The following is a 22,939-nucleotide window of genomic DNA, read 5'->3' on the forward strand; positions in this document are numbered from 1 at the left end:
CACGAAGTCACAAAACTATGGCGCCTTCGGAAAAAGGACTCTCGTCGAAAGCGGGAAAAGAAGTTCCGCTCTTGCGCGCCGACGTCGCTTGGGATTTTCTGCGATCCAACCCAACCAACGGCAGGGCTGAGTTTTGGACTGGCGCGATCACGGAATACTCCTGACTTTACGCCGCCATGGCGAAACAGCGGCGATTATCGAGGTCTTCACCGAAGGCCATGGTCGTCATGCCGGTGTGGTGCGTGGTGGGACCAGCCGCAAGATCGCGCCGATCCTGCAACCTGGCGCGCAACTGGACGTGCTGTGGCGCGCGCGACTGGAAGAACATATCGGCACCTTTCAGGTCGAACCCCTGCGGTCCCGCGCGGCAGCCGCGTTTTCAGGGCGGCTGGCACTGTCCGGGCTGAACGCTGTCGTCTCTCTCTTGTCCTTTTGTTTGCCCGAACGGGAACCACACGCCTCGCTCTATACACGGACGGAACAGTTGATGGACCTGCTGGGGCAGGACGAGATCTGGCCTCTGGCTTATCTGCGATGGGAACTCGCGCTGCTGGACGAACTTGGCTTTGGCCTTGATCTGACAGCCTGCGCAGTGACAGGTGTGACCGAAGGATTGATCTACGTATCGCCCAAAACAGGCCGTTCCGTTAGTGCGAATGGCGCCGGTGATTGGGCGGACAAGCTGTTGCCCCTTCCGCCCTGTCTGCGCGGGGAAGGCACTGCGCCCGACGCCGAGATCGCAGAGGCCCTGCGCACGACCGGGTATTTCCTGGAGCACCGCGTCGCGCCGTCTTTGGGGCATAATCCGCTGCCCGAAGCGCGGGCCAGGTTCGTGGATCAGGTCACTCGGCGGCTGTGAACACCATCTCGTGCCCATCCTCGTTTCGCAGGATCAGCACATTGCCTGACACTTCGGATTGGGTCATGGTCATGAGGGCGGCAAAGTAGAACCCTTCCGCTTCGAGCCCCGCACAGGCGGCGCGCGTCGCGCTGAGGTTCTGAACCTCAAACCACGGGTAGGGCGCGTTGAGTGTACCGTCATAGCTGTTGCACGGAGCGTTTCCGGAAATCCTGCCTTCTTCGGGAAACCGCAGCAGAGCACTCGCCTCATAGGGCTGACCATCGATCTCCTGCAGCACCCAAATCTGGTCCGCCGCACCATAGGCCGCAACGGTTTCGTCCTTGTCGCATTGGAACAGTGCCATCAAAGGCAGGGTCAGGATCAGGCGTGTCATAGCTGGGTCTTAGCGCATCGGGGTTGTCGGCGGAACCACGGTCAGTAGGGGAGGGACCCGTTCAGCAGTTGCTCGCGCACTTCCTGCCTGGGTTTCCAGTTATAGCGCGTATCCTCGCGCACCGGCGCCCAGTACAATGCGCCACTGTTGCGCCAGGGATCAAGGATGATGCCGTCATACATCGAATCCCCCTTGGCGCTGATAGACGCCGAATGGTGGATAATTCGAAAGGATGTCGGCGGAGAAGTGGCCCAATTCAGGTCCAGTGTCCGGAAGTTTTCCTGCCGCAGCCGCTTGGTCATGGCTTCGGCCCAGTCATTGCACAACCCTTTTTCACGGAACCCGTTAATGACCTTGGCGTTGTGGACGATGGCCGGGTCGGTGACATTCCAGTCCCGCGCCAATTGCTGCGAATAGGTGTAGGCGATGGTTGCCGCCTTCTGGGCTTCAACCGGATCGACATCCGGCCCAAGCCTTTGGATCGACTGCGCAAGCGTCTCGATATCACTTTGACTGGCCGTTGGCGCAGGGGTGGTGCAGCCCACAAGAAAGAGGGTCGTCAGAGTGGCGCAAAGGACGAAGAAGGATCGGGTCATGCAAAGTACCAAATGCTGATCGGGTTGAGTCAGGTCCAGCTGACGCTGTAACGGTGAAAGTGCCGGGATCAAAGGGGGAAGTTTGGACACGTGCCAGTCACACGTGTCGTTGTAGAGGCGCTGAAGGGCGTCGATGTGGGCCTGTACAAAACGGAAGGTTCCAAGGACAGAGTGCGTACAAACCCCACCGTAAAGAAAAAGACCCGGCGCAAAGGCCGGGTCAGTTGGGGAAACGGGGTGCCGGTTCCGGTCACCCGAGCAGACGTCGTGCTATGACCTGTGCCTGAATCTCGGCAGCCCCTTCGAAAATGTTGAGAATGCGCGCGTCACACAGAACGCGGCTGATCTTGTATTCCAGCGCAAAGCCATTGCCGCCGTGGATTTGAAGCCCGTTATCGGCTGCTGCCCAGGCCACCCGGGCGCCTAGCAGCTTGGCCATGCCGGCCTCAAGATCACAGCGCTGGCCGTGGTCTTTCTCCCACGCGCTGAAATAGGTCAGCTGGCGCGCAATCATGATCTCGACCGCCATTATTGCCAGCTTGCCCGAGACACGCGGGAAGTTGATTAGCGATTTGCCGAACTGCTTGCGGTCGATCGCATATTGCATGGCGATATCCAGCGCGCTTTGCGCCACGCCGATAGCGCGAGCGGCAGTCTGGATGCGGGCGCTTTCAAAGGTTTCCATCAGCTGTTTGAAACCCTTGCCTTCTTCACCCCCCAGCAGGTTTTCACCCTTGATGTGGAAGCCGTCAAAGCCCAGCTCGTATTCCTTCATGCCGCGATAGCCCAGAACCTCGATCTCACCACCGGTCATGCCGGGAGTGGGGAAGGGGTTCTCGTCCGTGCCCGGTGTTTTTTCGGCCAGGAACATGGACAGGCCGCGGTGATCGGTGCTGTCGGGATCGGTCCGCGCCAGCAGGGTCATGACATGGGTGCGCGCGGCGTGGGTGATCCAGGTCTTATTGCCGGTGATCCGGTAATCACCGTTCTCGTCCTTCACGGCACGGGTGCGCAGGCTGCCAAGATCCGAGCCGGTGTTGGGTTCAGTGAAGACAGCGGTCGGCAGAATTTCGGCGCTGGCCAGTTTCGGCAGCCAGTTGGCCTTTTGCTCGTCTGTGCCGCCGGCGATAATCAATTCGGCTGCGATTTCCGAACGGGTGCCCAGTGAGCCAACGCCAATGTAGCCACGCGACAGTTCTTCGGACACAACGCACATCGAGGCTTTGGACAGGCCGAAACCGCCAAACTCCTCCGGGATGGTCAGCCCGAAAACGCCCATTTCCGCCAGCTCTTCGATGATTTCCAGCGGGATCAGCTCATCCTTGAGGTGCCATTCATGGGCATACGGTTCGACCTTTTCCTGCGCATAGCGGCGGAACTGGTCGCGGATCATTTCAAGTTCTTCGTCCAGGCCCGACGCGCCGAACATGGTGGCACCGGCCTGATCCTGCATCAGCTCGACCAAACGGCTGCGTGCGGCTTGTGAGTTTGCCTGCGCCATCAAGGTCTGTACTTCGGACGACTGAAAGCCCGACAGCGCATCCCAACCGAGACCCATATCCTGAAGGCGCACGACTTCGCCCTGGTTCATCGGGATGCCACCTGCGACCTGATGCAGGTACTCGCCAAAAGCTATCTGGTGAAGCAACTGCTCGACTTCGCCGAACTTGCCTTCGGCCTGAAGTGCTTCGGCCCAGCGCTGCATCTGTTGCAGCGACTGATTATACGTGGCCAGCCAGGCCAGACCATGTGCGGCGGTCTGGTTTGCTTCGATCAGAGCGCCAGAGATACGGCCATCTGCCGAGACCATGCGGCGCACGGATTCACGGGCCTTTTCAAAAACGGCTTCTACCGCGGGTACGGCAGCCCGGGTCATATTCAGAAGATCGGGCAAAACTGCAGCAGTTGTCATCTCGGTCATATCCTGTCCGTCGTGGGCCATGAATCGCGTCCTTTCCTCGGTCGTCTGGTCATATCATGCTGCACGTGCAGCGCAACAAAAATACCAATTATGATGTAAAAAAGTTCAAATATTACCCCATCATTTTTGCAATGCAGAAGAATATCCAGATGATATCTAGGGGGAATGAACCTGTTTTCCATTCTCTCGCCGCAGGAACTGCTGTTGGCCATGGCCGTCGCTTTTGCCGCAGGGTGGATCAAGGGTATAGTTGGCTTTGCCATGCCCATGGTGTTTGTGTCAGGACTTAATTCCTTTTTGCCGCCGGATCTGACGTTGGCGGGTCTGATTTTGCCGACACTTGTAACCAATGGGCTTCAGGCACTTCGGGGTGGGGCCAGCGCAGCCTATTCTGCAATCCTTCGGTTCCGGGTATTTCTTGTTGTTGGCGGCCTCTTACTGGTGCTGAGTGCGCAGCTTGTCGCACTGGTCCCGAATTCTGTTTTTCTGATCCTCATCGGTGCATTCGTATCTGTGTTCGTTCTGTTTCAATTACTGGGCGCCCGTCTGACTCTGAGCCGCCCGTCACAGGGTATTGAGGCCGTGATCGGAGGCATTGCGGGTTTCGTCGGCGGCATGTCGGGAATATGGGGTCCGCCGACGGTTGCCTATCTTACGGCTTTGAATACACCCAAGAAGGAACAGATTCGAATACAAGGTGTCATTTATGGGCTGGGCGCGGTGCTTTTGCTAATTGCCCATCAGATGTCCGGTATTGTTCGCGCGGAGACGATCCCATTTTCCGCGACCTTGGTTCTTCCTGCTTTGGCGGGGATGTGGGTGGGCATCAAGCTGCAGGACCATTTTGATCAGGCCAGTTTCCGAAAGGTCACACTGTTTGTCTTGCTGGTGGCCGGCTTGAATTTACTGCGGCGGGGCCTGATGGGGTGACACCTTAAACCTGTCGCTTGTCGGCAAACCTGAAGGCAAAATACAGACCCAGCATCAGGAAGAACAAGCCTGATATATCGCCGATCAGGAAAGCGATGTATTCGACCGTCGCACTGCCAAAAGCCAAATTGGTCAACCCGGAGACAAGGAAGGACGTGATGACGCCGACGCCCATCACACATATCCAGCAGGGTTTGCGGTCTGGGCGGGGAAACAGGTTCCACCCGATTGCTTTGAGAAGATAAAAAATGGCCGGGACAGTCAGAACTGCAATCGCGATGGCCATCAGGCGGCTGGGCAGGAATACGTCCGTTCCACCCAAATAGGCGAAAACGATGAACACGCCAGGCAACAACGCGAAAATGGCGCGCCACCCCAACAGCCACGCCGTCAGAACCCGTACACCATGCGGCAGAAACAACAGGCTCGCCCGGCTTGGATACTCCGGGAAAAACACGTTCTGCAACGGCATAAGAACGGCGAAGGTAAGGATCGACGCCAGCACATAGGCCAGAGAGGCCAGAAGCGTTTCAGTAGCCCACGCGCGCAAAGTGATCACGGCTCCTTGCGCTCGTGGATCGCTTCATCTGGGCGCATGAACGATGTACCGTCCTCGGTTGGCGCTGCCGCTTTGAGAAAGATAGCCTTTTTCGACCAGCGATTTCAGCGCGCGGAAGAAAGTCGGGCGCGAAACGCTCTGAACCAACGTGTGCTCAATCAAGCCGAACGTGCGTACTTCCCGATCGGGCTTAGAAAGCTCTTCGGCGGCATAGTAAATGTCGCGCTCAACCGGAGATAGATTTTCCAGGCCTAATGTGCGCTCCATGCTTTGCATCAATTTGCGCAGTTCGGTGAGTTTCGAGATCTCAGTCATAATGTTACCTACAGTTTTCCGTGCCGTTTGTCGCCTAATTGCGACCATTTGAGTCATTCTGAATGATGCGCATTTCAGAAAGTCTCGTATTGACACTCATCCCCATTTACTTAGACTAGGTGGCTGATTAGGTTGCTCAATCCCGCGTTGTGAGTGTGCGCACATGAGTGACCCCCAATTAGTTTTCAGCCAGTGCCCGGCGCAAAAGTGCCGGGTTTTTTTGTCACAGCGACTATCAGAGCTAGCGCAAATTGCATTTTGAAACAACGCAATTGTATGTGCTTATTACCACAAACAACCTTAGGGAGAAGTGCGGCAGGCGTAAGGCAAAAGGGGCTTTTCAGCCCCTTTCCCAATTTATCCGATTGCGACGGCTTTGATGTCGTCGTCAATGAAGGGCAGATACTGCTCGAAGTTCTCGGCAAACATCTGAACCAGTTTCTCGGCCTGTTTGTCGAACGCGGCCTGATCGTCCCAAGTGCGGCGCGGGTCAAGCAGAACTTCGGCGACGCCCGGGACAGAGACCGGAACGTCAAAGCCGAAATTGGCATCTTTGCGGAACTCGGCGTCGCGCAGCGAGCCTTCCAGAGCGGCGGTCAACAAAGCGCGGGTTGCGTGGATCGGCATCCGGCTGCCTACTCCATAGGCGCCTCCGGTCCAGCCGGTGTTGACCAGCCAGCAGGTCGCGCCGTGTTGAGCGATCTTGTCCCGCAACAGGTTGCCGTATTCCTCTGGGCGACGTGGCATGAACGGTGCGCCAAAGCAGGTCGAGAAAGTCGGCTGCGGCTCGGTGATGCCACGTTCTGTACCGGCCACTTTTGACGTGAAACCCGACAGGAAGTGATACATTGCCTGTGCGGGCGTCAGCCGCGCGATCGGGGGCAGAACGCCAAATGCATCGCAGGTCAGCATGATGATGTTCTTCGGGTGACCACCCAGTGCGCTTTTGGACGCGTTCGAGATATATTCGAGCGGATAGGCGCAGCGCATGTTCGCAGTCAGTGAGTCGTCGTCGAAATCCAGTTCCTTGGTTTCGGGGTCGAAGACCATGTTTTCGATCACCGTACCGAATTTCGAGGTGGTCGCGTAGATTTCCGGCTCTGCCTCTGCATTCAGGTTGATGGTCTTGGCATAGCATCCGCCTTCGAAGTTGAAGGTGCCGCGATCCGACCAGCCGTGCTCGTCATCCCCGATCAGTATGCGCGAAGGATCGGCGGAAAGGGTTGTCTTGCCGGTGCCGGACAGGCCGAAGAACACGGCGGTGTCGACCGGGTTGCCAACGGCATGGTTGGCCGAGCAGTGCATCGGCATCACACCTTTTTCGGGCAGCATGTAGTTCAGCAGGGTGAAAACCGATTTCTTGTTTTCACCGGCATATTCGGTGCCGCCGATCAGGATCAGCTTGCGGTCGAAATTCATTGCAATCACGGTTTCGCTGCGGCAGCCGTGCTTTGCCGGGTCGGCCTGAAAGCTGGGGCAGTTGATGACCGTGAAATCGGCAGTGAACTCATCCAGATCCTCGCGGTCCGGGCGACGCAGCAGGTGTCGGATGAACAAGTTATGCCACGCCAGTTCAGTGACCATGCGAACATTGATCGCGTAAGCCGGATCAGCACCACCAACCAGATCCTGCACAAAATAGTCACGGCCTTTCATATGGGCCAGCATATCATTGTACAGTGCGTCAAAGCCCTCGGGGCTCATTTCGGCGTTGTTTTCCCACCAGATGGTGTCGGCAACGCTGGCGGTCTTGACGACGTGTTTGTCCTTGGGCGACCTGCCTGTGAATTTACCTGTGGTAACCAGAAACGCACCACCATTGCCAAGTGTGCCTTCGCCGCGCTTCAGCGCCTCTTCGATCAGCGCCGGTTCCATGAAGTTGTAATAGACATTGCCCAGACCCTCGATGCCCTGATCTTCGAGGCGGAATTGCGGGTTAACCCGTCCAGATGTCATGTGTGTCTTCTCCTGTGGCGGCGCGAAGGTCGTTGGCCGTTGCGCCTTTGGGGCAGTGAGCCGGGAAAACCGGCGGCTGAGCGCGTCTTATCACGGTCATTCAGGGCATGAACAGGCGGGTTCGACGCAGTTAGCGCAACCAAGCCCGAGTTTAGCGCCATCAGAAATTCAATGTCGGAAAAGCGGGCAGATTTTTGCGGGCATCAAGGCAAATTTGCCGCAGACCTGCCGCAACAAAGGCATGATTCGCAGTTACGGATTGATTCGGCGTCTTAAAACCGCCAACAATGCCTTACAAATAAGCGAATTATTGCGCGAGTGAGCAGGAATAGGGGTGAGCCCGATGTCAAAGATTGCACTTGTGGATGACGACAGAAACATACTGACGTCTGTATCCATGACTCTCGAAGCCGAAGGTTTCGAGGTTGAAACTTATAATGATGGCCAGGCCGCGTTGGATGCGTTCAACAAGAAACTGCCGGACATGGCTGTTCTGGATATTAAGATGCCGCGAATGGACGGCATGGATCTGCTGCAACGGCTGCGTCAGAAGACGCAGATGCCGGTGATCTTTCTGACCTCGAAGGACGATGAGATCGACGAGGTTCTGGGCCTGCGCATGGGCGCGGATGACTATGTAAAGAAGCCTTTTTCGCAGCGTTTGCTGGTCGAACGCATTCGGGCTTTGCTGCGCCGCCAAGAGGCAACAAGCGGCGACGCGGTAGCAACCAACAGTAGTGATACTAAAGTCATGGAACGCGGCGACCTGAGAATGGATCCGTTGCGCCATGCGGTCAGCTGGAAAGGGAATGATGTGTCCCTGACCGTGACTGAGTTCCTGCTGCTTCAGGCGTTGGCCCAACGTCCGGGTTTTGTCAAAAGCCGCGACCAGTTGATGGATGTCGCCTATGACGATCAGGTTTATGTGGATGACCGCACGATCGACAGCCACATCAAGCGCCTGCGGAAAAAAATGCGCGCGGCTGATTCCGAGTTCTCGGCGATCGAAACCTTGTATGGTATCGGTTACCGGTACAACGAAGAATAGGCGCGGCCGCCTGCAAGAGGTAATGGGGTCTCGTGCGCGACACCGAACAAGCCAGCAAAATGCGCGACGGTGACGTCGTTCTAGGGGATGACTGGGTCATTCCCCAGGACCCCGAGTCAGCGGAGCTGAGGGAAAAGCGATCCCGGAGGAACTTGTTTTCTCTGCGTGGTTCACCTCTGGCGCGCAAAATCATCACTTTCAACCTGATCGCTCTGGTGATTCTGGTCACTGGGTTGCTGTATCTGGACGACTCACGAAAAGAGAAAGTTCAGCAGACTGCCCGCAATCTGCTGGGCGATGCGCTGCTAGTCAGCAACGTGTTTGAAACCCAGCTGCGTCAGGGCGCACAGCAATCCGGGCAGAATGCCGGGAACCTGGACGTCAAGGATACCTTGTCTGGCCTCACCCTGCCCGAAGGGGGCGAGGTTTTTGTATATGACGCCAGCGGCACGTTAATCGGCTGGACACGTGGTGCCCCGCAAGCCTCAGATATGCCGGTTCTTCTGCAATCCGAGGCCGAGATTCAGACCGGCAGCACGGTGATCAGCGACACGCTAAATGCTGTCTGGATGGGTTTGTCGAATCTGCTCAATTGGTCAACTGAAACCGAGGCACCGACGTTGGCGCAGCGTGTTCAGACCATTATTCCGCAAGCGATTGACGGTCACAGCCAGGTGCAGGCGGTACAGGACAGCGCGGGTGAGACGGTTATCGTGGCTGCCGCACCGATCCTTTATGCGGATGTTCCCGCCGGAGCGGTTGCCATTACTGGTCCTGCGGGTGAAATCGATGCGCTTGCCCGCCGTGAGCAGGAGCGCATTCTTCAGATGTTCGTGGTGGCGCTGTTGGTTTCTGTGGGCCTCAGTCTTGTACTGGCCTCGACCATTGCCAATCCGCTGGCTGACCTGGCATCGGCCGCCGAAATGGGCAAGGACCGCGGTACGGGCGTCAACCCCGGGCGCATCCGTATTCCGGACCTCAGTGGTCGTCCAGATGAAATAGGGCGCCTCAGCCGCGCTTTGCGTGGTATGGTAACCGCGCTTTACAACCGGATCGACGCAAACGAACAGTTTGCTGCTGATGTCGCCCATGAAATCAAAAACCCGCTGGCCAGCCTGCAATCCGCCGTGGGCACACTGCGGATGATCAAACGCGAGGATCAGCGCGACAAACTGCTGAATGTGATTGAACATGATGTTCGGCGGCTGGACCGGCTGGTCAGTGACATATCGAATGCGTCGCGTCTGGATGCGGAACTCGTCAAGGAAGAAGAGCAACCCTTTGACCTGCTCAAGCTGCTGGGCAATCTCGGCCAGTATCTGGGCGAAGATGCCCGATCCAAGGGCATCGACTACATTACGGATCTGCCCTCCGAACCAATTGTGATCAACGGGCTGGAAGCGCGACTTGCGCAGGTCTTTGTCAACCTGATCACCAACGCGATTTCCTTCTGCGAGGAAAATGACGCCATTCGCGTCTGGGTCAGACAGCGAGACAACCGTGTGTTGGTCGTTGTCGAAGACACCGGCCCAGGAATTCCCGAACAGGCGCTCACCAAAGTGTTCAAGCGATTCTACTCGCAGCGTCCGGCGGAACATTTTGGCAATAACTCGGGCCTGGGGCTGGCGATCTCGAAGCAGATTGTCGAAGCCCACGGCGGCGTGATCTGGGCGGAAAACATCCGCCCGACCGAGGCCGACATCACGTCGGATCCGCTGGGTGCCCGTTTTGTTGTAGGGCTGCCCGTTTAAATCCATGCACGTTGATACACTGTCACACGCCAAAGGTCAGGACAGGGCCTGTGTACATGCCTCCTGCGTTTCGCTTGCCGGACGCGGGCTTTTGATCATCGGTTTGTCCGGTACAGGGAAGTCCGGTCTGGCGTTACAAATGCTGGCGTATGGTGCGGATTTGGTTGCGGATGACCGCGTCAATTTGGAGATGCAGCATCATCGGGTGTTTGCATCCGCCGTGCCACAGATACGCGGTTTGATCGAGGCGCGTCAGTTTGGCCTGCTCGCAGCCGATCCCACAGGCCCGGTTCCGTTGGATTACGTCGTGGATCTGGACCAGCATGAGCCTCAGCGTCTACCCGATCCTTTGATGATTTCCGTGCTGAGGCAAACTGTTCCCTTGCTTCGGGGCGCGGGGGTGCCCAACTTGGCTGCAGCGTTGATGCAACTCCTGGGAAATGGGCGTGTAAACCCCGAATGGCCGAACAAATGACATCGCAAAGGCGAATCGTACTTGTCACGGGTCCCTCCGGGGCAGGAAGATCCACTGCCATTCATGTGTTGGAAGATCTGGGCTATGAGGCCATCGACAACCTGCCGATGGGACTTTTGCTGCGCTTGCTTGACAGCGCGGACAGCGACCGTCCGATGGCGCTGGGTATAGATGCACGCAATCGCGATTTCTCAACGATCGGCTTCATAGAACTGGCCGAAACACTGGGTCGGTTGGCGCAGGTCGATCTGACGGTTCTGTATCTGGATTGCAGCGATGATGTTCTGGTGCGCCGATTTTCAGAAACCCGAAGGCGGCATCCCGTCGCCAAGAATGCCAGCCCGGAAACCGGTGTTGAGCGCGAAAAAGAGCTGCTGACACCGATACGTGAGATCGCGGACACGCTGATCGACACCAGCCTTCTGAACGTGCATCAGCTGCGGGAAGAGGTCGAGAATTGGTTCGCACCACAAGGCGGGCGGCATCTGGCGGTTTCCATCGAATCCTTTTCCTATAAACGTGGACTGCCGCGCGGATTGGACATGGTGTTCGATTGTAGGTTTCTCGCAAATCCCTATTGGCGCCCGGAATTCAGGGCAGCGGATGGTCGACACCCTGACGTTGCGCACTATGTGCAGTCAGACGCAAACTATTTACCGTTTTTTGAAGGTGTGCTGGGCTTGCTGACCCTGCTGTTGCCTGCCTTTCGGGCCGAGGGAAAAGCGCATCTTTCCGTAGCATTCGGGTGTACCGGTGGCCAACACAGATCGGTTGCCCTGGCAGAAGCCGTTGCAAAGGCCCTTGCGGAAGACGGTCAGCAGGTGGCAATTAGACATCGCGAGATGGAACGTCGGTCGTTGAATGTGAGGTCAGATTGATCGGAATTGTGATCGTTGCACATGGGGGGTTGGCTCAGGAATACTTGGCCGCCACTCAACATGTGGTCGGACCGCAGGCCAGCCTCGTGGCGGTCGCGATTGAGGCTGACCACGACCGGGACGAAAAACAGGCCGAAATCTGCCGTGCCGCGGACGAAGTGGACACTGGCGATGGTGTTGTTGTCGTCACCGACCTCTTTGGAGGCAGCCCCTCGAATCTCAGTCTGCGTGCCTGCGCTCCTCAGGACCGGCGTATTCTGTATGGGGCAAACCTGCCGATGCTGATCAAATTGGCCAAAAGTCGCCACTTGCCCATTGGTGATGCCGTCCGCCAGGCAATGGAGGCTGGACGGAAGTACATCAATGCGCAGAATGTGACATTGGATTAAAAGCGGATTATTGAATATGACTAACCGAAGCCTGAAAATAATCAATGAAAAGGGCCTGCACGCACGGGCCTCGGCAAAGCTGGTTGAGGTTGTGGAGGGGTTCGATGCGCATGCTGAGGTGTCAAAAGACGGACTTTCTGCATCAGGCGATAGTATCATGGGCCTTTTGATGTTGGCAGCATCGCGCGGAACAACTATTGACGTCGAGACGTCCGGGCCGGATGCTGAGGCATTGGCAGAAGCTCTGGAAACGCTTGTGAATGACAAGTTCGGAGAGGGGTTTTAAGCCGCCCCGCCGGGACATGAAGAACGGGAAGACCAGGAATTGGCGGAAACAACGCACGAGACCAAGACAAGCCCGGTGGTGGATGGGGCCGCAGATCAGGGTGAGATCTACGACCGTAGAACTCTGACCTATGCAAACTCATTTGACGATGCCTGGACTTCGACGGCCATTCGGGCCATCGAGTGGTGCACAGGCAAGCTGACCATTTTGCGTATGGTCAACAAGTTCGAAAAAAAGAACGAATACTATCGCGGCCAGCGGTTCTGGGGCGGTGCCCTCAAGACTATGGGAATCGACCTGACCACACCGCAGGAACAGATTGACCGCATTCCAAAAACCGGCCCGGTCGTCGTCGTCGCCAACCACCCGCATGGGATGGTCGATGGCATGATTCTCGCCGAGCTGATCGGCCAGGTACGCAGCGATTACCGCATCCTGACTCGTTCGGTTCTGACAGGGCTGGACGAAGCGGCCACATCATTCATGATTCCGGTTCCGTTTCCACATGATCCCGAGGCGCAGGCCAAGATGTTGGAAATGCGCGGCAAAGCTATGGAACATCTCAAAAACGGTGGCGTTGTGGCGCTGTTCCCATCTGGTGTTGTGATGTCCTCGGATGATTGGTTCGGGCCTGCGATCGAGCGGGAATGGAACGTGTTCACCGCCAAGATGATCCGCCGTTCGGGCGCGCGCGTGGTGCCAATTTTCTTTCCGGGCAGTAATTCGCGCTGGTACCAGATAGCCAACCGCGTCTCTGCAATTCTCCGGCAGGGACTGTTGCTGCATGAGATCGTCCGATCCTGCAATAAACCCCAGTCGCCGGTCATCGGCGAAGCGATTTCGGACCGCGATCTGGAGCTGCTGGAGCGCGATCCGCGCGGTTTCATGGCCTGGCTCAGAAATCACACCATGTCTCTGGGCAAGTCGGAACAAACCTGATCCGCGTCTTCATCTGGCTAAAAATATCCCGGGGGTGAGCCCGGGCAAAGTCCGGGCGAGGGGGCTGGCCCCCTCAACGCGTAGGTACCGGAACTTCGCCTCGGTAATCATAAAAGCCGCGCTCGGTCTTACGCCCCAGCCACCCGGCCTCGACATATTTCGTCAGCAGAGGACAAGGACGATATTTGGTGTCGGCCAACCCGTCATGCAGCACGTTCATTATCGCTAGGCAGGTGTCCAGCCCGATGAAATCCGCCAACTCCAGCGGCCCCATGGGATGATTCGCTCCAAGTTTCATTGACTGATCGATGGATTGAACGTTCCCCACGCCTTCATAGAGTGTGTAAACCGCCTCGTTGATCATAGGCATCAGGATCCGGTTCACGATGAAGGCCGGAAAGTCTTCGGCGCTTGCCGCCGTTTTGCCCAACCGATCCACCACCGCTTTGCACGCGTTGAAGGTTTCTTCATCCGTGGCGATGCCGCGGATCAATTCCACTAATTGCATAACAGGAACAGGGTTCATGAAATGAAAACCCATGAACCGTTCGGGTCGATCCGTGCGGCTTGCCAGGCGCGTGATGGAAATCGAGGATGTATTTGACGTCAGAATCGTATGCGGCAGCAGGTGCGGTTGCAGGTCATCGAAAATCGCCTGCTTGATAGCTTCCCGCTCGGTTGCCGCCTCGATAACCAGATCTGTTTGACCCAGTCGCGGCAGTTCCAGCGTGGTCGTGATCCGTTTAAGGGCAGTCTGCATCGCGTCGTCCGTAATCTTGCCCCGCGACGCCTGCCGCGCCAAGTTGCCTTCGATTATGGAAATGGCGCTGTCCAGAGCATCCTGACTGACATCGTTCAACAAGACGTCGTAGCCCGCCAAAGCCATAACATGGGCGATGCCGTTACCCATCTGACCCGCGCCAATCACCCCGACCGATTTAACTTCCATGTTCAGCTGCCTTTGCCCTGGAGGATACCGCGACAGTATCGGCAGACCGGGGCAGGCGGCAAGAGGATCGAGGCGGTCAATTTTGCTTCAAATGCGCGCATTAGGAAAATCTCAATATCTGTGGCCGCAAGATGGCAGCGGGTGAGATAACGGGGGGCTTGATATGAGCTTTCATCAGACAAACAGCGGCGGGGAGTCCGCCTGTCAATATGCGGATTCGAAACTTTGGTTCCGGGGTCCGCCCGGCGCGCTGGACAAGCCATTTGTGGCTTGCCTGGGAGGAGAGGAAACTTTCGGCAGATTCGTTGATTGCCCGTTTCCGGCAGTGCTGGAGACGCGATTGGGAAAACCGTGCGTGAACTTCGGCAGCCTGTTTTGCGGGGTCGAAGCGTTGTCCACTGATCCGGGGGTACTGAAACTGGTCAATCAGTCAGGCCTGTGCGTGTTGCAGGTGCCGGATCTTCTGCGCCAATCAAATCGGTTTTACCGCGTGCATCCGCGCCGCAATGATCGGTTCCTTGAACCCACCTCAGACTTGCTGGAGCTATACCCCGACGTTGACTTCACTGAAATCCATTTCGTGCGCCATTTGCTGGAGCGGTTAAGCGCCCCAAAGGACGCGCGATTCGAAGTCGTGGTGCAGGAGTTGCGAGAGGCCTGGATACGAACCACAGGAGAATTAATCGGCCGGATCGAACCCAGTGTTGTTCTGCTTTGGTTGCATGTGCAGCGGCAAGCCGGATCGCATATTGACCCTATTGTGCCTGACGCCGCAATGATCCAACAACTGCAACCCCTATGTGCTGATGTTGTAGAGGTTTCGGTACCTGTATCCGCTCGATCAGATGCTCTCGAAGATGTTTTGTTCGGGACGCTGCAGCAGCCGATTGCGGAACACATGATCGGCCCCTCCGCGCATCGAGAGATTGCCGAAAAACTGCTGGTTACCTTGAGGGACCTGAACTGAAAAAGGCCCGCCTGTTGGCGAGCCTTGTTTGGTTTTTGCTGTTTGCGCTTGGCTTTAGCCGAGTTTCTCGGTCAGTTCCGGCACGGCCTGGAACAAGTCGGCGACAAGACCAAAGTCAGCGACCTGGAAGATCGGGGCTTCTTCGTCTTTGTTGATCGCAACGATGACCTTGGAGTCCTTCATGCCGGCTAGGTGCTGAATTGCGCCCGAAATACCGACGGCGACATACAGATCAGGGGCAACAACCTTACCGGTCTGACCCACTTGCCAGTCATTCGGAGCATAGCCCGAGTCAACCGCTGCACGCGACGCACCAACCGCAGCGCCCAGCTTGTCAGCCAGCCCCTCGATCAGTTTGAAGTCTTCTTCCGAGCCGACACCGCGTCCGCCCGAAACAACAACGCTGGCCGAGGTCAGTTCAGGGCGGTCGCTTTCGGCCACCTTGTCCTCAACCCATTCGGACAGGCCGGGGTTGTCGCCAACCGACACGGTCTCAACCGCGGCCGATCCCCCTTCAACGGCAGCGTCAAAGCTGGCGGTTCGGATCGTTACGACTTTCTTGGCGTCGTTCGACTTGACGGTCTGGATCGCGTTGCCCGCGTAGATCGGGCGCTCGAAGGTCGAGCCATCAACAACGCCGGATGCATCCGAGATCACCATCACGTCAAGCAAAGCAGCAACGCGAGGCATCACGTTCTTGGCGTCGGTGGTTGCTGGCGCCACGATGTGCTCGTAGCCATCCGCCAGACCTACGATCAGCGCAGCGGTGGATTCCGCAAGGCGGTGGCCCAGCGACGCGTCTTCGGCGACCAGAACCTTGGACACACCGTCGATCTTGGCGGCGGCCTCACCGGCAGCAGCGGCAGACCCGCCTGCGGCCAGAACGGTAACGTCACCCAGCACTTTCGCGGCGGTTACGGCCTTTGCGGTCGCATCCATCGCCAGTTCGCCGTTGTTCACTTCGGCAAGCAGAAGTACAGCCATTACACAGCCCCCACTTCTTTGAGTTTCTCGACCAGCTCGTCAACCGAGCCAACGATGATACCAGCGGCACGTGCCGGCGGCTCTTCGGTTTTGACGACTTCCAGACGCGGAGTGACGTCGACGCCGTAGTCGGCGGCGGTTTTCTCGTCCAGCGGCTTTTTCTTCGCCTTCATGATGTTCGGCAGCGAAGCATAGCGCGGCTCGTTCAGGCGCAGGTCAACAGTCACGATGGTAGGCATCTTGACACTGATGGTCTGCAGACCGCCATCCACCTCGCGGGTGATCTTGGCGGTGTCACCTTCGATGTCCAACTCGGACGCGAAAGTGCCCTGTGACCAGCCCAGCAAGGCCGACAGCATCTGGCCGGTGGCGTTCATATCATTGTCGATCGCCTGCTTGCCCGCCAGAACAATGCCCGGCTGCTCTTCCTCGACCACTTTGGCAAGGATCTTGGCAACGGCCAGAGGCTCGATATCTGTGTGTACATCGTCAGCCGCCACAACCAGGATTGCGCGGTCCGCACCCATGGCCAGCGCGGTGCGCAGGGTTTCCTGCGCCTGCTTCACGCCGATCGAAACAGCAACGACTTCGTCAGCCTTGCCAGCTTCTTTCAGGCGGATCGCCTCTTCGACTGCAATTTCGTCGAACGGGTTCATCGACATTTTGACATTGGCGAGATCAACACCGCTACCGTCCGCTTTCACGCGGACCTTCACATTGTAGTCAATCACGCGTTTGACAGGCACCAGTACCTTCATTGTAGCGCTTTCTCCTCAAAAAAACGGTAAGCCGCGAAGGCGACTCCACCAATGCTCTCGCCCGACTAGATAGCGCTTGCCGCAGTGGCACAACAGAGCAAAATCGTCACGTCATGGCGTCGGGACGTCGCGTTTTGCAATTTTTTTGCAGAGAGGCGAAAGAATATTACCCGCGACCTCTGCATTTCGCGATCAGCGGTTCGCGCCCGGAACCCACAATACGTCGTCTTTACCGTTTGCGTTTGCGCAACGGGCAGCAACAAAAAACCAGTCGCTGAGACGGTTGAGGTATTTGACCGCCACGTCGTTGACGGGCTCCATATTCGTCAGTTCGACCGCAAGCCGTTCGGCCCGGCGCGAAACGGTGCGGCACACATGCAGATGTGCAGCCAGACGCGAGCCACCGGGCAGGATGAAGCTGCGCAGAGGTTCCAGCGTCTCGTTCATTACGTCGATCTCGGCTTCCAGCCGGTCGATTTGGGCGGACACGATGCGCAGAGGCGGGTAATCGGCCTCTGCATCTTTCTCCATGTCAGGTCGGCAGAGGTCTGCCCCCAGATCGAACAGGTCATTCTGAATGCGCGACAGCGCGATCTCGACATCGACTTCGGCTTCAGTCCGTGCCACGCCGACAAAAGCGTTCAGTTCGTCCACTGTGCCGTAGGCTGCGACGCGGCCCGAGTATTTTGCTACACGCTCGCCATTGCCCAGAGCGGTTTTTCCGTCATCGCCAGTGCGCGTGTAGATTTTGTTGAGTACGACCATTTATTGAACTCCCTGTCCGCGCAGATACACGAAAAGCACGATCAGCAACACGGCGATGAACTGAAAGAGAATGCGCAGGCGCATCATCTTGTTGCTCTTCTTGGCCGCTTCCATGCCGCCTTTGCCGAAATTCGCAATGCCCAGGGCCAAAACAACGACAACCGCCGCCATAGCCAGAAGCAGAATGACCATCAGAAGGTCCATATGAAGTCACCGTCCGGTTTTTTCGATTATCACCCATCTAGCGTCAGAGCGTCGAAAAGCGAACGGGAAATATCGTCTCAGATATCCGAAAGGATGCGATCAGTTGCTTTTGTGGGCAGGATCCGGCGCAGGAACCCCGCGACATATGTCGGGGTGGTCACGTAATAACGCGGTTTTGGTCGTCGCGCCTCGATCGCGTGGGCCAGCTTGTCCGTGACGGCAGAGGCGGGCAATTCAAACCGGTCTGGCCCACTGCTTTCGTAAAGACGCTTCAGTAGTGAGTCCTCATACTTTTCCCGAATGGCCGAGTTTTCCCAGTCGATGTATTTCTCGAACATGGGGATCGCCTTTTCCCGGAGTTTTGAGGTGATGGGGCCGGGCTCGATCAGGGCGACGTGGATGTCGGTATCCCGAAGCTCCAGCCTAAGCGTGTCGGTCAGCCCTTCGATCGCGTATTTCGTGGCGACATAAGCGCCGCGCCACGGGAAGGCGACAAGACCCAGAACCGAGGAACATTGCACAATCCGGCCATGACCCTGTTCCCGCATGACGGGAATGACCTGTCGGGTCAGCTCGTGCCAGCCAAAGACATTAGTCTCAAAAATATGGCGCAGGCCATCTGTCGGAACATCCTCAACCGCGCCGGGCAGGCCATGTGCGCCATTGTTGAACAGGGCATCCAGCGAGCCGCCTGTAGCCTCAAGAACATAAGACAAACCCGACGTGATGCTGTCTGTATCGGTGTAGTCGATTCTGGGACTTTCGAACCCCTGCGCACGCAGGCGATCACAGTCGCGTTGCTTGCGGCAGGATGCAAAAACGCGCCAGCCGCGCGCACGCATTCCGTGTGCCGCGTCCAGACCGATGCCTGACGAGCATCCTGTAATTAGAATCGATTTCTGCATGTGCCTTCCGAACCTGATCCCCGCCCATAGCTATGGCGGGGTTTGCGGCAGGGCAATGACGCTTCGATGTCAGTTCGTTGTTTTCCGGACGAGTGATGCCGAAATCCACCCAACCTGTTGCCCGGGTAACACGCGCAGGCGCAACCAGCCGCTGCCTGAATCTCCAAAGACCTCAACCTGCTGGCCAATCCTGGCCTTGCCGATGATCGGATAGATCGTCCCCGGCCCATCGCGCAGGTTTACGCGGGTTCCTGAAATTTCGCGGATATCCTTGGTGACCTCAACAGGGGCGGGCAGTTCAACCGTTGGCAATTCGGCGTCGGTAGTCACCTGTTCCAAGGAGGCCAAACCTTGCTCCAGTGATGCCAGGGTCAGGGTGACGTTTTCGTCAGCGAACAGCGTGGGGTTCGCCTTCAAGCCAGCCGCAACCTGAGACAACAACGCTTTTGTTTCTGCTTCATCCAGCTCGGCGACAGATTTAGTGACCGGGGGGGCCGATACTGACGGTTCTACTGCAGCACGAACGACCAACGTTTCGGCAGGTGCTGGTTCGACGGCTGGTTTGACAGGTCTTGGCGCAGTGGCAACGCGTTCCGGTTCCGCTGTGCGGACTCCGCGCGGCTCAAAGTCGGGACCTCCGCTCATAACGTAAAAGGTCCAGCCGAGTGCGGCGAAAGTAACAAGTACAAGGCGCGTCATGGCGCATCCCCCAGGTCAATCGTAACAACAAAAAGGCAGCAATTATTCAATTGTTGGAATGATAGCATAATAGTGCGCTTGAGTCGAAAATTCGGGGAAAACACTGACTTGCCTCCCCCTGTTGCAAAAAGCGCGACTTGTCCCCAGTAAAATACGCGTTGCTTGCTTTACCAAGACGTCCTTGCGTCGTATCACATCATATATGAACGATACGATCGACGACCCCAACATGGAGGCCCCCGACAACGGGGGTGAGGTGGCGGAGCCGCTGCGCCGCGCGATAGGCGAGCGTTACCTGACCTATGCGCTGTCCACCATCATGCACCGCGCCCTGCCGGATGCGCGGGACGGATTGAAGCCAGTACATCGGCGAATCCTCTATGCGATGAGAGAACTGCGACTCAGTGCAACCGGAGGCTTTCGGAAGTCCGCCAAGATTTCCGGCGACGTGATGGGCAATTATCACCCGCACGGTGACGCCGCCATTTACGACGCGATGGCGCGTCTGGCGCAGGACTTCAACGTCCGGTACCCGCTGGTAGACGGGCAGGGGAACTTCGGCAACATCGACGGCGACAACCCGGCGGCCTCGCGATACACCGAGGCGCGGATGACCATCGTCGCCGAAGCGCTGCTTGAGGGTCTGAACGAAGATGCCGTCGACTTCCGCGACAATTACGATGGGACACTGACCGAGCCGGTGGTGCTGCCCGCTCAGTTTCCGAACCTGCTGGCCAATGGTGCAAGCGGCATCGCCGTTGGAATGGCGACAAATATCCCGCCGCACAATATTTCGGAACTTTGTGATGCATGTCTGCATCTGATCAAGACGCCAGACGCGCGCGATGATACGTTGCTGAATTACGTGCCGGGTCCAGACTTTCCGACCGGTGGGGTAATCGTCGAGCCACCGGAGAATATCGCGCAGGCTTATCGCAAAGGGCGCGGGTCGTTCCGGTTGCGCTGCAAGTTTGAGGTCGAAGATCTGGGCCGCGGTCAGTGGCAGATCGTCGTCACTGAGATCCCCTATCAGGTTCAGAAGTCCAAGCTGATCGAAAAGATCGCGGAACTGATCCAGACTAAGAAAATCCCGATCCTCGCCGATGTGCGGGATGAATCCGCGGATGACATCCGCCTGATCCTCGAGCCGCGTTCCAAGAACGTCGACCCCGAGGTGTTGATGGGTATGCTCTATCGCAATTCGGACCTTGAGGTGCGGTTCAGCCTGAACATGAACGTGCTGATCGACGGGGTGACGCCGAAAGTCTGCTCGATGAAGGAAGTGCTGCGCGCCTTCCTCGATCACCGGCAAGAGGTGCTTCTGCGTCGGTCCCGCCACCGTATGGCGAAGATTGATCATCGTCTGGAGGTGCTGGAGGGCTTTATCGTTGCTTTCCTGAACCTCGACCGTGTGATCGACATTATCCGTTACGACGACGACCCCAAGGCAGCGCTGGTGCGCGAGGATTGGGGCATTACCCATGTCCGCGCCACCGACGAGTCAGATTATGTCACGCCCAAGCCGGGTGAGGGTGAACTGTCTGAGGTTCAGGTCGACGCCATCCTGAACATGCGCCTTCGCAGCTTGCGTCGTCTGGAAGAGATGGAGCTGGTCCGCGAACGTGACGAGTTAATGCTGGAGCGTGCCAACCTTGAGGACCTGCTGGCCGACGAAGGACTGCAATGGGCCAAGATCGCCGAGCAGTTGAAAGAAACCAAAAAGACCTTCGGCAAAGACTACGAAGGTGGAGCGCGTCGGACCCGGTTCGCTGAGGCCGGGCAGGTCGAAGAAGTGCCGCTTGAAGCGATGATCGACAAGGAACCGATCACCGTGGTCTGTTCTCAGATGGGGTGGATTCGCGCGATGACGGGCCATATCGATCTGAAGCGCGAACTTAAGTTCAAGGATGGCGACGGTCCGAGGTTCATCTTCCACGCGGAAACGACGGACCGGCTGCTGGTGTTTGCCTCGAACGGGCGGTTCTACACCGTTAGTGCTGCCAACCTGCCCGGCGGGCGGGGCATGGGCGAGCCCTTGCGCCTCATGGTCGATCTGCCGAACGAGGTGCAGATCATCGACATTCTGATCCACAAGCCCGGCCGCAAGCTTTTGGTGGCTTCGGGCGCGGGCAACGGATTCATGGTTCCCGAGGACGATGTTCTTGCTCAGACCCGCAATGGCAAGCAGGTGCTGAACGTCAAAGGCGGCGAAACGGCAATGATCTGCAAGCCGGTCGATGGCGACCACGTGGCTGTCATATCCCAAAACGGCAAGTTCCTGGTTTTCCCAACCGAGGAATTGCCCGAGATGACGCGCGGAAAAGGTGTGCGTTTGCAAAAGTACAATATGGCGCGAGGTCGGCAGGGAACGCTCGAGCTGGATGGCGGTTTGTCGGATGTAACGACCTTCAACTGGGAAGAGGGCCTGAAATGGTCCATGGGCGGCGAAAAGACCCGACGTGAGGCGGATATGACGCAATGGCTGGCAAAACGGGCCACTGTCGGGAAAAAACCACCCTATGGCTTCCCACGTGACTATAAGTTTTCGTGATCGCGCTGCTGCGCAGGTGAATTTCCGCCGATACGGCTTGGCACAACCCGTATCGGTGCGCTAGATCAACAAAAAACAGGCCTATCGAGACGAGACATGTTGCGCATTCTGACGCTGATCACCGGACTGGCCCTGATGGCCGCCTGCACACAGACACAAGTGTATGAACCACCTGAATCCCTTGGCGAGTTCAAACTGCGTGTCAACTATGCCTTTGCGGACAAGGCCGTTCAGGGACCTGTGTCGCGGGACGCCACACCTGAAGAATGGACAAAAGCCATCCAGAACGCTGTTGATATTCGTTTGGGGCGTTACGATGGTTCGCAGGAATATGACGTCGGCATTAGTCTGGAGGGCTACATGCTGGCTCCGCCGGGAATACCTGTGATTTACAATCCCAGAAGCACAGCGATTGTGCTGGTCAACGTCTATGACGTGAAGAAGAAAGAGTTTCTGGCCAAAGGGAAGCAATTTCAGGTGCTGGAAGACACCACCGGCGGAAGTGCATTTAAAGGGTCAGGGCATGAGCGCACCAAAGAAGAACAGATGAGCGGTCTGGCGCTAAAAGTTGCCGACCGTGTCGAGGAATGGCTTGCTGAAGAGCATGAAGAAAACGACTGGTTTGACAAACGGCCAGACCTGATCCAGCCGCTGGAATCTGTCGAGGTCACGCAAAATCCAACGTGATCGGCGCATTTCCCTCAGGATGTGCTTGATTTTCCGCTTTGAACCAAATATCTCGCGCGCGCAGATGTAACCACGGGACCAAGGGTCCCCCAAATCGCAAAAGGGCGCCTGAGGAATGGCAAAGGAAAAGTTTGAGCGTAATAAGCCGCACGTCAACATCGGCACGATTGGCCACGTTGACCACGGCAAGAC

The 22,939-nt window shown here is 57.2% G+C and carries 27 protein-coding genes; 13 read left to right on the plus strand and 14 right to left on the minus strand.

Annotation, left to right across the window (positions count from 1 at the left end):
- Window positions 1-133: 133 nt before the first annotated feature.
- Window positions 134-859 carry a DNA repair protein RecO gene (gene recO, locus AC2FJB_RS16550; protein WP_117872845.1) on the plus strand — a complete coding sequence of 242 codons (726 nt, stop codon included), beginning with the start codon at window positions 134-136 and terminating at the stop codon, window positions 857-859.
- Here the strand turns inward: recO and AC2FJB_RS16555 are convergent.
- From AC2FJB_RS16555 to AC2FJB_RS16565, 3 genes are all read right to left on the minus strand, one after another.
- The gene (locus AC2FJB_RS16555) at window positions 843-1,235 is read right to left on the minus strand and encodes an META domain-containing protein (RefSeq protein ID WP_117869859.1); all 393 of its coding nucleotides are present in this window, start codon (window positions 1,233-1,235) and stop codon (window positions 843-845) included. The two genes, recO and AC2FJB_RS16555, sit on opposite strands and share 17 nt — an antisense overlap.
- A gap of 41 nt (window positions 1,236-1,276) precedes the next feature.
- Window positions 1,277-1,921: a hypothetical protein gene (locus tag AC2FJB_RS16560; protein ID WP_366140784.1), complete on the minus strand. Its 645-nt coding sequence runs from the start codon at window positions 1,919-1,921 to the stop codon at window positions 1,277-1,279.
- 160 nt (window positions 1,922-2,081) lie between these two features.
- Window positions 2,082-3,773: an acyl-CoA dehydrogenase family protein gene (locus AC2FJB_RS16565; RefSeq protein WP_496719507.1), complete on the minus strand. Its 1,692-nt coding sequence runs from the start codon at window positions 3,771-3,773 to the stop codon at window positions 2,082-2,084.
- Window positions 3,774-3,917: 144 nt separating this feature from the next.
- Between AC2FJB_RS16565 and AC2FJB_RS16570 the strand changes: the two genes are divergently transcribed.
- Window positions 3,918-4,682 (plus strand): sulfite exporter TauE/SafE family protein, encoded by a 765-nt coding sequence (locus AC2FJB_RS16570; protein WP_117869856.1) that lies wholly within the window; start codon window positions 3,918-3,920, stop codon window positions 4,680-4,682.
- Window positions 4,683-4,686: 4 nt separating this feature from the next.
- Here the strand turns inward: AC2FJB_RS16570 and AC2FJB_RS16575 are convergent, their stop codons facing one another.
- From AC2FJB_RS16575 to AC2FJB_RS16585, 3 genes are all read right to left on the minus strand, one after another.
- Window positions 4,687-5,241 (minus strand): hypothetical protein, encoded by a 555-nt coding sequence (locus AC2FJB_RS16575; protein WP_496719506.1) that lies wholly within the window; start codon window positions 5,239-5,241, stop codon window positions 4,687-4,689.
- Between the two features lie 24 nt (window positions 5,242-5,265).
- The gene (locus AC2FJB_RS16580; RefSeq protein ID WP_117869855.1) at window positions 5,266-5,556 is read right to left on the minus strand and encodes a hypothetical protein; all 291 of its coding nucleotides are present in this window, start codon (window positions 5,554-5,556) and stop codon (window positions 5,266-5,268) included.
- A gap of 357 nt (window positions 5,557-5,913) precedes the next feature.
- Window positions 5,914-7,512 (minus strand): phosphoenolpyruvate carboxykinase, encoded by a 1,599-nt coding sequence (locus tag AC2FJB_RS16585; protein WP_117869854.1) that lies wholly within the window; start codon window positions 7,510-7,512, stop codon window positions 5,914-5,916.
- 55 nt (window positions 7,513-7,567) lie between these two features.
- Here AC2FJB_RS16585 and AC2FJB_RS16590 point away from each other — a divergent pair, with 55 nt between their 5' ends.
- From AC2FJB_RS16590 to AC2FJB_RS16625, 8 genes are read left to right on the plus strand one after another with little or no spacing between them, the layout of a single operon-like run.
- A complete protein-coding gene (locus AC2FJB_RS16590; RefSeq protein WP_496818698.1) occupies window positions 7,568-7,834 on the plus strand; it encodes a hypothetical protein in 267 nt (88 codons plus the stop codon).
- A gap of 21 nt (window positions 7,835-7,855) precedes the next feature.
- Window positions 7,856-8,560 carry a response regulator transcription factor gene (locus AC2FJB_RS16595; protein WP_496719504.1) on the plus strand — a complete coding sequence of 235 codons (705 nt, stop codon included), beginning with the start codon at window positions 7,856-7,858 and terminating at the stop codon, window positions 8,558-8,560.
- 59 nt (window positions 8,561-8,619) lie between these two features.
- Window positions 8,620-10,311 carry an ATP-binding protein gene (locus AC2FJB_RS16600; RefSeq protein ID WP_496719503.1) on the plus strand — a complete coding sequence of 564 codons (1,692 nt, stop codon included), beginning with the start codon at window positions 8,620-8,622 and terminating at the stop codon, window positions 10,309-10,311.
- Between the two features lie 4 nt (window positions 10,312-10,315).
- A complete protein-coding gene (locus tag AC2FJB_RS16605; protein ID WP_496719502.1) occupies window positions 10,316-10,786 on the plus strand; it encodes an HPr kinase/phosphorylase in 471 nt (156 codons plus the stop codon).
- On the plus strand, window positions 10,783-11,664 hold the full coding sequence (gene rapZ / locus AC2FJB_RS16610; protein WP_496719501.1) for an RNase adapter RapZ: 882 nt from the start codon (window positions 10,783-10,785) through the stop codon (window positions 11,662-11,664). Before AC2FJB_RS16605 ends, rapZ begins: the two co-directional genes overlap by 4 nt.
- Complete coding sequence (locus AC2FJB_RS16615) at window positions 11,661-12,053, plus strand: PTS sugar transporter subunit IIA (RefSeq protein WP_152457103.1); 393 nt, start codon at window positions 11,661-11,663, stop codon at window positions 12,051-12,053. Before rapZ ends, AC2FJB_RS16615 begins: the two co-directional genes overlap by 4 nt.
- A 16-nt stretch (window positions 12,054-12,069) precedes the next feature.
- On the plus strand, window positions 12,070-12,339 hold the full coding sequence (locus AC2FJB_RS16620; protein WP_117869849.1) for an HPr family phosphocarrier protein: 270 nt from the start codon (window positions 12,070-12,072) through the stop codon (window positions 12,337-12,339).
- A gap of 39 nt (window positions 12,340-12,378) precedes the next feature.
- Window positions 12,379-13,278, plus strand: a complete 900-nt coding sequence (locus AC2FJB_RS16625; protein WP_117869848.1) for a lysophospholipid acyltransferase family protein — start codon at window positions 12,379-12,381, stop codon at window positions 13,276-13,278.
- 73 nt (window positions 13,279-13,351) lie between these two features.
- Here AC2FJB_RS16625 and AC2FJB_RS16630 read toward each other — a convergent pair whose 3' ends face one another.
- Window positions 13,352-14,227 (minus strand): 3-hydroxybutyryl-CoA dehydrogenase, encoded by an 876-nt coding sequence (locus tag AC2FJB_RS16630; protein ID WP_496719500.1) that lies wholly within the window; start codon window positions 14,225-14,227, stop codon window positions 13,352-13,354.
- A gap of 163 nt (window positions 14,228-14,390) precedes the next feature.
- On the opposite strand from AC2FJB_RS16630, the gene AC2FJB_RS16635 reads away from it, so the two are divergent.
- Window positions 14,391-15,194, plus strand: a complete 804-nt coding sequence (locus tag AC2FJB_RS16635; protein ID WP_496719499.1) for a DUF6473 family protein — start codon at window positions 14,391-14,393, stop codon at window positions 15,192-15,194.
- Window positions 15,195-15,248: 54 nt separating this feature from the next.
- On the opposite strand, the gene AC2FJB_RS16640 is transcribed toward AC2FJB_RS16635, so the two are convergent.
- From AC2FJB_RS16640 to AC2FJB_RS16665, 6 genes are all read right to left on the minus strand, one after another.
- On the minus strand, window positions 15,249-16,178 hold the full coding sequence (locus AC2FJB_RS16640) for an electron transfer flavoprotein subunit alpha/FixB family protein (protein WP_496719498.1): 930 nt from the start codon (window positions 16,176-16,178) through the stop codon (window positions 15,249-15,251).
- Window positions 16,178-16,936, minus strand: a complete 759-nt coding sequence (locus AC2FJB_RS16645; protein WP_117869845.1) for an electron transfer flavoprotein subunit beta/FixA family protein — start codon at window positions 16,934-16,936, stop codon at window positions 16,178-16,180. The genes AC2FJB_RS16640 and AC2FJB_RS16645 overlap by 1 nt, the downstream gene beginning before the upstream one ends.
- A gap of 192 nt (window positions 16,937-17,128) precedes the next feature.
- Entirely contained in the window at window positions 17,129-17,701 is a 573-nt protein-coding gene (locus AC2FJB_RS16650; RefSeq protein WP_496719497.1) for a cob(I)yrinic acid a,c-diamide adenosyltransferase, read from the minus strand.
- Window positions 17,702-17,905 (minus strand): twin transmembrane helix small protein, encoded by a 204-nt coding sequence (locus AC2FJB_RS16655; RefSeq protein ID WP_117869843.1) that lies wholly within the window; start codon window positions 17,903-17,905, stop codon window positions 17,702-17,704.
- 77 nt (window positions 17,906-17,982) lie between these two features.
- Window positions 17,983-18,810 carry an SDR family NAD(P)-dependent oxidoreductase gene (locus AC2FJB_RS16660; protein ID WP_496675861.1) on the minus strand — a complete coding sequence of 276 codons (828 nt, stop codon included), beginning with the start codon at window positions 18,808-18,810 and terminating at the stop codon, window positions 17,983-17,985.
- Window positions 18,811-18,879: 69 nt separating this feature from the next.
- Window positions 18,880-19,509 carry an SH3 domain-containing protein gene (locus AC2FJB_RS16665; protein WP_496719496.1) on the minus strand — a complete coding sequence of 210 codons (630 nt, stop codon included), beginning with the start codon at window positions 19,507-19,509 and terminating at the stop codon, window positions 18,880-18,882.
- 202 nt (window positions 19,510-19,711) lie between these two features.
- On the opposite strand from AC2FJB_RS16665, the gene parC reads away from it, so the two are divergent.
- Together parC and AC2FJB_RS16675 are read left to right on the plus strand one after the other, a co-directional pair.
- Complete coding sequence (parC, locus tag AC2FJB_RS16670; protein WP_496719495.1) at window positions 19,712-22,060, plus strand: DNA topoisomerase IV subunit A; 2,349 nt, start codon at window positions 19,712-19,714, stop codon at window positions 22,058-22,060.
- Between the two features lie 96 nt (window positions 22,061-22,156).
- Entirely contained in the window at window positions 22,157-22,747 is a 591-nt protein-coding gene (locus AC2FJB_RS16675) for a hypothetical protein (protein WP_496719494.1), read from the plus strand.
- Here AC2FJB_RS16675 and AC2FJB_RS16680 read toward each other — a convergent pair.
- On the minus strand, window positions 22,728-22,939 hold a 212-nt coding region (locus AC2FJB_RS16680; protein ID WP_496675854.1), incomplete at its 5' end, for a hypothetical protein. The two genes, AC2FJB_RS16675 and AC2FJB_RS16680, sit on opposite strands and share 20 nt — an antisense overlap.

This window comes from Ruegeria sp. CDSC085 (genome assembly GCF_059610465.1).